At 63.5% G+C, this 7,174-nt stretch carries 5 protein-coding genes; all 5 read right to left on the reverse strand.

The features are described 5' to 3' along the window. A partial coding sequence (locus WP12_RS21390; protein ID WP_046195684.1) for an acyltransferase family protein occupies positions 1-591 on the reverse strand: 591 nt, incomplete at its 3' end. 234 nt (positions 592-825) lie between these two features. Then, on the reverse strand, positions 826-1,533 hold the full coding sequence (locus WP12_RS21395; protein WP_046195680.1) for a response regulator: 708 nt from the start codon (positions 1,531-1,533) through the stop codon (positions 826-828). Continuing rightward, positions 1,527-3,017: a DUF4118 domain-containing protein gene (locus WP12_RS21400; protein WP_046195681.1), complete on the reverse strand. Its 1,491-nt coding sequence runs from the start codon at positions 3,015-3,017 to the stop codon at positions 1,527-1,529. Before WP12_RS21400 ends, WP12_RS21395 begins: the two co-directional genes overlap by 7 nt. An 11-nt stretch (positions 3,018-3,028) precedes the next feature. Beyond that, on the reverse strand, positions 3,029-4,939 hold the full coding sequence (locus tag WP12_RS21405; protein ID WP_046195682.1) for a potassium transporter Kup: 1,911 nt from the start codon (positions 4,937-4,939) through the stop codon (positions 3,029-3,031). 136 nt (positions 4,940-5,075) lie between these two features. After that, positions 5,076-6,716: a M28 family metallopeptidase gene (locus tag WP12_RS21410; protein ID WP_084691274.1), complete on the reverse strand. Its 1,641-nt coding sequence runs from the start codon at positions 6,714-6,716 to the stop codon at positions 5,076-5,078. Between the last annotated feature and the right edge of the window lie 458 nt (positions 6,717-7,174).

The following is a 7,174-nucleotide window of genomic DNA, read 5'->3' on the forward strand; positions in this document are numbered from 1 at the left end:
AACGAATATTAATTTTCCGATGGGAGCATAGAGACCGTATAAACTGTCTCGTCCAAGTATAAGAGCCACTGCCGTCGACAGAGGTAGGAAGATATAATATAGATTATATCGGTCTATCAGCTTGAACGCGAAGGACAGGATCACCAAAAGCATGGCAACTGGTATATACCAGAAATGCACCATGTGCTTCCCGGTGATAAGAAAGGCTATTATTTGTTGATAATCAGGAAGTTCGTACAGCCACGGCCAGACATCAGCACGACGCTTCACGAAGAAGATGATCAGCATTATCGGGATAGAATATAGAATATAGGGAATGATAAGGCGCTTCAGATTTGTAGTCGTACATTGGCGATAGGAATATCGAAGCCCGGTATATTGGAACAGAAAGCCGGATACGAAGACCAGGGTCGTGGTGATATGCCGGAAGAAGATCGGGAACATCTTCAGCTCACCGGGGGTCCACGGCATGCTGGGCCAGCAATGCGCACAGACGACCATGCTTATGGCAAGCCCGCGCAACAGATGTATCGGCGGTAAAAATGGCCGCCTGGCGACGCCCGGGAGCGCCCCTTTTGTCTGCTCTGTCACGGTGCCCCCCGCTTAGAATATACTCGACCCGCGTCGATCTTCACGTCTCAAGCTGAGCCGAGATCAGACATTCATGCCTGAATCAGCAGCCCGTCCTCCCGATCTATGTGGGAGCCTGCACCTAGCCAGCTTGAGATTTCCCGCCCTGGCCCAACCTTAGCGTCACTTCGCGGGTAGCGGCAAGAACCATAAAGCAAGCGTAACGGACGGCTGGATCGCCAATCCAGTATGGAGCTAGCCGAGCGACGGTCCGGGCTCGCAGAGCCGATAGCCGATGCCGGGCTCGTTACGGATCAGTGCCGGCCGCGCCGGGTCCTGCTCCAGCTTGAGCCGCAAGGCGCGGGTCGTCACCCGCAGATATTCGATGTCCCGTTCATGCGCGGGGCCCCAGATCGTGCGAAGCAGCTGGGCGTGGGTGATGACCTTGCCGGCGTGGCGCGCGAGCTCCGCCAGAAGAGCATACTCCTTTGGGGTGAGGCGAACTTCGGTTCCAGCGCGATAAATCAGCCGTTTGTCATGGTCGATCGTGACATCGCCAAAGCTCTGCGCGGCCGGGTGGAGCGGGCGCGGCGCGCGGCGGCGCAGCGCGGAGCGGAGACGGGCGAGCAGTTCGTCGGTGTCGAAAGGCTTGGTGACATAGTCGTCGGCGCCGAGATCAAGCGCCGCGATCTTGTCAGCGGTGCTGTCGCGGGCGGACAGCACGATGATGGCGATATCGGCCCGTTGACGCAGCATCGACACCAGCTCGAGCCCATCGCGATCCGGAAGGCCGAGGTCGATCAGTGCGGCGTCGACAGGGCGGGTAGCCAGGCCGTCCAGCGCCGCCGCGGCCGAAGCGGCCTCGACGGGATCGAAGCCGCCGCGTTGTAGCGAGACGGCGACCAGCCGCCGGATCTGGCCCTCGTCATCGATTATCATCACGCGCGGCTGCCGGGTCAGCATGTCGCGGTCTCCGGAAAATGGATGGCGAAGATTGCTCCGCCACCGGGGCCGCCGGCGGGCGAACGGTTCGCGGCGTCAACGCGGAGGTGCATCGCGGCGGCGAAGCCGGCGACGACGGCGAGGCCCAGGCCGCTGCCGGGCACCCGATCGCTGTCCGCTCCGCGGCGGAAGCTGGCAAATAATTCGGAGGGATCCGATGCGGGGATGCCATTGCCATGATCACCGACCGACAGGGTGACCCTGTGGCCCTCGCGCCGCGCCGCGATGTCGATCGCGCTGCCGTCGGGGCTGTATTTGCAGGCGTTCTCGATCAGGTTGATCAGCATATGGTGCAGCATCCTGGCATCAGCCAGGACGAGCGGCAAATCATCATCGATATCGATCGATAGCGGCCGCCCCGACAGCATCGCTCGCAATGCGTCCAGTGCGGCATCCACGGCATCGGTCAGGTCAACCGGCAGGTTCTCGACCGCGCCGCCGTCGGTCCGCAATCGGGCGAGATCGAGAAGATTTCCGATCATGCGGTCAAGCCGGTCGGCTTCCTGCTTCGCGCTGTCGAGCGCGCCGCGATCGTCCGACCGTATCGTCCCGAGCGCCGCGCGCACCGTGGTGAGCGGGGTGCGGAGGTCATGGCTGATCGACGCCAGCAAAGTTTCGCGTAACGCGTCATGCTGCTGCCGGGCCTCGATATCGGCCTGCCGGGCCGCAAGCAGGGCGCGGTGCAGGGCGTCGCCGCCACGATCAAGGGCTTGCCGGACGAAATTGGTGCGTTCCGTCGGGACCGGGGGCGCGATTCCGCCGCTCCAGAATTGCGCGAGCCATATCTCGTCCTTCAGGATGCGGAAGGGCAGATAGCAGGCTTCCGCGCCCGGCATGATCGCGCTGCCCTTGCCCGCTGCATCGCCATGTTCGATCGCCCATCGCGCGGCGGCCTGATCGATGGGTTCGACGACTGCGCCTTCATCGAGGTCCGCTGATGTCAGGAACCGGACGTCTCCGCCTGTCCACCGGCCCAGCCGCTCGCGGAGATGCTCGCGGATCAGCGCCGGATCGGACAAGTGCGCGAGCTGTTGGGACAGGGCCGCCAGCAATTCGCTTTCCATGGCGATGCGCGCGGACAGCCGCGCCTGATGCCGCCGCCGGTCGGCGAGCGAACTCACCGTCATCGCGACGCCGATGAAGACCGCGAGGGTGACGATATTGTCCGCCCGCGCCACCTGTAGCGTGAAGGTGGGCGGTATGAAGAAGAAGTTGAGACAGAACAGCGCCAGCATGGCGGCAGCCAATCCGCTCCAAAGACCGCCCCGATCGGCCATGACGATGACTGGCATCAGCAGCAGGAAGGCTATGCTGGCAAGGCTCAGCCAGCCACCGAGCAGGACCCCCGTGCCCGTCGCAGCCCCGACGAGGAGGAGCGCCGCCGCGATGCTCCAGCGGCCGAAGGCCGGCGTCTTCACCGCTGGCGGATAATCCCGCTCATCCATGGTGAGCCACCCTATACCTCGACCCTCGTGCCGAGTTCGACGACGCGGTTGGGCGGAATCTGGAAGAAGGCGGTGGGATCGGACGCGTTCCGTTGCAGGAAGATGAAGATGACATCCTGCCAGAAGGGCAGGCCCACGTCATGGCTTGCCGACAGCATATGGCGCCCCACGAAGAAGGATGTGCCGCCGGGACGTGCCGGCACCTCGCCCGAGCGGTGCAGGTCGCTGGGGATGTCGGGGCTTTCCATATAGCCGTAGCGCAGGGTCGCCCGGCAGAAGTTGGCGTCAATCGGTGCAATCGTGAGCCGCTCCGCATCGGATATTCGCGGCTTCGTTGCATTGCTCACGGTCAGGACGATGTTCCGCTGGTGCAGCACGCGGTTGTGCTTCAGATTGTGGAGCAGCGCGACCGGCGCGGCGTCGGGATCGGCGGTGAGGAACACGGCGGTGCCTTCGATGCGGTGCGGCGGACGCGCCGCCAGCGTAACGGCGAGCTCGTCGAGCGATACCCTATCGCGGTGGAGTTGTTCGGCCATGATGACGCGGCCCTTCAGCCAGATGCGGACGAGCAGGCATATTCCGGCTGCGATCAGCAACGGCACCCAGCCACCCTCGATCACGCGCAATATGTTCGCGCCGAAGAAGATGATGTCTAGCAGCAGGAAAGGCGCGATGAACAGGGCCGCGAACAGCGGCCGCCATTGCCACAGCTTCCAGATCACGATGAAGGCGAGGCAGGTCGTGACCACCATCGTCCCGGTTACGGCGATGCCATAGGCGGCGGCCATCGCCGACGAGTTGCGGAACTGCAGGATCAGGATCATCACCCCGGCGAGCAGCAGCCAGTTGATCACCGGCACATAGATCTGGCCCGAATGATCCTCGCTGGTCTGGCGGATCTTCATGCGGGGGAAAAGCCCGAGCGAAATCGCCTGTTGGGTAAGCGAATAAGCGCCCGTTATCACCGTCTGGCTGGCGATGATCGTCGCCATCGTCGCCAGTGCGACCATGAGCAGCCGGATGCTCTCCGGCGTCATGAGGAAGAACCAGTCCGCGCTGGCGAGCGCTCGGCCCGACGCCTGTGCGGCGGTCAGGCTGTCGAGCGCGAAGGCGCCCTGGCCCAGATAGTTGAGGGTCAGCGAAGGGAATACGAGGAGGAACCAGCCGAGTTGGATCGGCAACCGGCCGAAATGACCCATGTCAGCGGTCAGGGCTTCGGCGCCGGTTACGGTCAGGAATACGGCCCCGAGAACAAACAGGCCGATCAGGCCATGCTCGAGCATGAAGGCCACCGCATATAGCGGGTTGAAGGCGAGCAATATCTCTGGCGCGGCAGCGATGTTCATCAGGCCGACGCTGCCGATCGCGAGGAACCAGACCACGCAGACCGGCCCGAACAGGCGGGAGACGCTGGCGGTACCGAAGGACTGGATCGCGAACAGGCCGATCAAAATGCCCACCGCAATGGTGATGATCCGGGCCTCGCTCATCCAGGGCGCAATGCCATCGATTGTCTTGAGCCCCTCGACCGCTGACAGGACCGACAAAGCGGGCGTGATGATCGCATCGCCATAGAAGAGTGCGGCGCCGAGCGCCCCCAGCACGGTGATGATCGTCCACCCCCCGGTCGCACGCCGGGCGAGGGCCATCAGTGACAACACGCCGCCTTCGCCCGCATTATCAGTCCGCGTCAGGAACAGGATATATTTGATCGTGACGACGAGGATGAGCGCCCACAGCGCCAGGCTGAGCACGCCCAATATCTCGGCCCGAACGATGCCGCCCGCCGCGGACTGGGCCAGCGCCTCGCGAAAGGCGTAGAGCGGGCTGGTGCCGATATCGCCGTACACGACGCCGATCGCGCCGAGGGTCAGGGCGCCGGTCTTGATGCGCGCGCTCTGACCTGATGCTGGACTGGACATGAGTTCCCCTGAAAAATCGAAAGCCAGGGGGGCCAGACCACAGGCGCGCGTAAAAATGCCATGCGAGAAGCAGGCGCGCGGAATAAGGATTTCGTAAAGAGCGGGGGCCGGCTGGCTGGAGCCGGCCCCAAAGGAGCTACTTCCGCGCCGAGGCCGTCTCGTCGCGCTTCGCCTTGAACTCGGAACCGGCGCTCCATTCGGGCCAGGCACGGCTGTCGGCCAGCGCGCGGCCGGTGTTGTAGAGCAGGGTCAGGTCGGGCTTCAGGGCCGAGAGGTCCCAGTCGGCGCTCCATTCGTCTGCGGGCTGGTGATAGGCGTCCCTGGTGTAGGCATCGGCCAGCGCCTTGCCCCGCGCGACGCCGCCATTGGCGAGATCGCGCCCCGGCTTGAACGAGATCGCCGGCACGCCCTGTTTGGCCAGGGTGAAATGGTCCGAGCGGTAGAAGCCGCCGGTTTCGGTGCGCGGATCGGGGGCGTAGGTGCGGTCGAGTTTCGTGCCCTCCGCGATCAGCAAGTCGAGCAGGCCGAGCTTGGCGACGCCGGAGATGGTGAAGTCCCGCGCCGCGCCTTCGCCGAAGATGCTGTCCATGTTGATCACGCCTGCGGTCGTCGCCAGCGGATAGACCGGATTGGCGGCATAATATTCTGAGCCGAGCAGCCCTTTTTCTTCGGCGGTGACGGCCAGGAAGACGATCGACCGGTCGGTGCGCGGCGCTTTGGCGAAGGCGCGGCCCAGTTCGAGCATCGCGGCGATGCCCGAGGCGTTGTCCTTCGCGCCGTTATAGACGCGGTCGCCCTTCGCGTCGGGCAGGCCGATGCCGAGATGGTCCCAATGCGCCGAATAGATGACGGATTCGTTCGGATGGGTCTTGCCCGGCAGCCGGCCCAGTACATTCTTCGACACGATCGTCTCGACCTTGACGGCATAGGCGGCATCGAGCGTCGCATTGAGCGCGACCGGCTTGAAGTCCTTCTTCTGCGCGGCCTTCTTCATCGCGGCGAAATCGAGGCCCGCCGCCTTGAACAGGTCGGCGGCGAGATCGCGCTGGATCCATCCTTCGATCGGGACATGCTCGGCCCTGGGATCGGCGCGGACGATATCGAACATCGTATTGGTATTCGAATTCTTGACTGTCGCCCAGCCGTAAGAGGCGGGTTCATATTCGTGGATGACCAGCACGCCCGCCGCGCCCTGCCGTGCGCCTTCTTCGAACTTATAGGTCCAGCGGCCATAATAGGTCATCGTCTTGCCGCCGAAGTCGCCTTCGCCACCCTCGAAATCGGGATCGTTGACGAGGACGACGATGATCTTGCCCTTCAGGTCGACGCCCTTGAAATCGTCCCAGCCGCGCTCGGGCGCCTTGACGCCATAGCCGGCGAAGACCAGCGGCGCCGCCTTGAGATCGACCCGGTCCTGACCGGTCAGCGCGGCGCGCACGGCAATCTCATTGCCCTGCGACAGCGCCCGCGCCGTGCCGCCTACCGTCATCGACAGCGCTGGCGTGCCGACGATGTCGGACTTCAGCAGCGGCACATCCTGCGTCCATTTCCCGCCGGGGCCGCCCGGCTGAAGGCCAGCGGCTTTCATCTGCTTGCTGATGAAGTCGACCGTCTTCGTCTCGCCGGCTGTCGCCGGGGCGCGTCCCTCGAAACTATCGTCGGAAAGGGTCTTCACATCCTGGCTGACGCGGGCCGTGTCAAACATCGGGGGCGTTGCATGCAACAGGGTGGGTGAGATCAGGAAGGTGGCGGCGAGAAGGGGGGTGAAATAGCGCATCTGTTTCATCCGATATTTGGGTTCGGGCCAGTGGTGGCCGATATGCCATCGGGAATAGTCGCTTTGCGAAGGATCGCAAAGTCATGCGATGGTTTAGAGCACCTGTCAGAATTGCGCAGATTTCCCGGAAAATACCGGAAACGCAACGTTTTTTGCGATGAACCGCTGAGAGTGAAATGGAACTCCCAGCGCGTCGGTGGGTTAACTTTTCGATTGGGAATGCCGCTCCCGGGAAGGTTCGGCGTTGCTCGCTTTTTAGCGGCGGAAGATATGACGGATTACAGGGGTTGCATGTCTGCGGCGACGGATCGCCGCGCCTTTCTCGCAAGAGGAATTGCCGTACCGCCCGCGATGGTGATGCTGCTGTCCACCAGCCTTGCCTCGCCCGCTATCGCGGCGTCGGGCGGGACGATCACCCCTCCGACCGGCGGCGGGGGTGGGCCGGGTGACAGCTACCC

Origin of the sequence: Sphingomonas sp. SRS2 (assembly GCF_000971055.1) — a bacterium.
GTDB lineage: Bacteria > Pseudomonadota > Alphaproteobacteria > Sphingomonadales > Sphingomonadaceae > Rhizorhabdus.